Origin of the sequence: Allosphingosinicella sp., from assembly GCF_036387215.1 — a bacterium.
GTDB lineage: Bacteria > Pseudomonadota > Alphaproteobacteria > Sphingomonadales > Sphingomonadaceae > Allosphingosinicella.
The window spans coordinates 1-2,214 of sequence record NZ_DASVUE010000287.1 but is presented as its reverse complement, the minus strand read 5'-3'; the positions used below and the strand labels follow the sequence as shown (position 1 = coordinate 2,214).

The 2,214-nt window shown below is 66.7% G+C and carries 2 protein-coding genes; both read left to right on the top strand.

Annotated elements, in window-relative coordinates; genetic code table 11:
- The coding region (locus VF662_RS11665; RefSeq protein WP_464141303.1) for a hypothetical protein at positions 1-307 on the top strand (307 nt) is incomplete at its 5' end.
- 57 nt (positions 308-364) lie between these two features.
- A partial coding sequence (gene alaS, locus VF662_RS11660) for an alanine--tRNA ligase (RefSeq protein WP_464141300.1) occupies positions 365-2,214 on the top strand: 1,850 nt, incomplete at its 3' end.

The window sequence follows — 2,214 nt, the reverse complement described above, 5'->3', positions numbered from 1 at the left end:
GCGCACCGCGGCGGCGCCGGCCGACATGAGCTGCGTCGGCTGCCGGACCTATCCAGAGGAATATTTCCCCCGCCGCGATTCCGCGATCGACGAGATGCTGGAGGAAAGGCCCGTCCAGCGGGCGCCGGTGGTCCTCGCGTCGGCCGAAGCGGCCGAGCCTGCGGCGCCGGCGGAGCGGGATCCTGCGCTCGACCGCCTGGAGCGTTATTCCCGGTTCGCGGTCGTCGCGGAGGAACAGCGGCCCGCCAGCGCTCCGACGGCGGAGGCGACTGCAGTCCAGGGTGACGAGCTCGCTTCGACGGAGTGAGGAGCAGCATCCGCCGCTCTGCTTGCCCGGCTAGGCCGCGTCGCCTACATCGCCGCCATGACTTCGACGAACGACATCCGCCGCTCTTTCCTCGACTATTTCGGGAGCGAAGGGCATCAGATCGTGCCTTCGGCGCCGTTGGTGCCGCACAACGATCCGACGCTGATGTTCGTCAATGCGGGCATGGTGCCGTTCAAGAACGTCTTCACCGGCCTCGAGACGCGCCCTTATTCAACCGCCACCTCCTCGCAGAAATGCGTCCGCGCCGGCGGCAAGCATAACGATCTCGACAATGTCGGCTACACCGCGCGCCACCACACCTTCTTCGAGATGCTGGGGAATTTCTCCTTCGGCGACTATTTCAAGGAACAGGCGATCCTTCACGCCTGGACCCTGCTGACGCGCGACTTCGGCCTCGATCCGGGCCGCCTCACCGCCACCGTCTACCATACGGACGACGAGGCGTTCGAGCTCTGGAAGAAGATCGCCGGCCTTCCCGAGAGCCGGATCATCCGCATTCCGACCAAGGATAATTTCTGGGCGATGGGCGACAGCGGCCCGTGCGGGCCCTGCTCGGAAATCTTCTACGATCACGGCGATCACATTCCCGGCGGACCGCCAGGCTCTCCGGACGAGGATGGCGATCGCTTCGTCGAGATCTGGAACCTCGTCTTCATGCAATATGAGCAGGAGGACAATGAGATCGTCCGCGATCTCCCGAAGCCTTCGATCGATACCGGCATGGGGCTGGAGCGGATCGCGGCGGTGATGCAGGGCGTCCACGACAATTACGACACCGACACCTTCAAGGCGCTGATCGCGGCCTCCTCGGAGCTCACGCACAACGGCGTGACCGAGAACACGCAGGCGAGCCACCGGGTAATCGCGGATCACCTCCGCGCCTCCGGCTTCCTGATCGCGGACGGCGTCCTGCCGGCGAACGAGGGCAGGGGCTATGTCGTCCGCAGGATCATGCGGCGGGCGATGCGGCATGCTCACCTTCTCGGGGCGAGCGAGCCGCTGATGCACCGGCTGGTGCCTTCGCTGGTCGCCGAGATGGGCGCCGCTTACCCCGAGCTCGTCCGCGCGCAGCCGTTGATCGAGGAGACGCTGAAGCTGGAGGAGACCCGGTTCCGGCAGACGTTGGAGAAGGGCCTACGCCTGCTCGACGAAGCGACTGCTTCGATGAAGCAGGGCGCCACGCTCGCCGGCGAGGTCGCCTTCCGCCTCTACGACACGTACGGCTTCCCGTACGATCTTACCGAGGACGCGCTTCGGGCGCAGGGGCTCGCCGTCGACCGTCCCGGCTTCGATGCGGCCATGGCGGAGCAGAAGGCCGCCGCCCGCGCGGCCTGGAAGGGCTCCGGCGACAAGGCTTCGGAAGACGTGTGGTTCGACATCGCCGAGCAATATGGCTCGACCGATTTCACCGGTTATTCGGGGCATGAGGGCGAGGGGCAGGTGCTCGCGCTGGTGAAGGACGGCGCCCGCGTCGAGAGCGCTTCGGCGGGCGAGAAGGTGACCGTCCTCACCAACCAAACGCCTTTCTACGGCGAAAGCGGCGGCCAGATGGGAGATGCCGGCTTCATCCGCGGCGAGAACGGCCTCGAAGCGGAGGTTGTGGACACGTCCAAGCCGCTCGGCCGGCTGCACGCCCACCAGGCTGTCGTCCGGAACGGGACCTTGAAGGTGGGCGATGCCGTCCGCCTGGAGGTGGATGCCGAGCGACGCAGCCGCGTCCGCGCCAACCATTCGGCGACGCACCTGCTGCACGCCGCGCTCCGCCACCGGCTCGGCACGCACGTCACGCAGAAGGGCAGCCTGGTCGCACCCGATTATTTCCGGTTCGACTTCTCCCATCCCAAGGGCCTCACCCGCGAGGACATCGAGGCCGTGGAAGCCGAGGT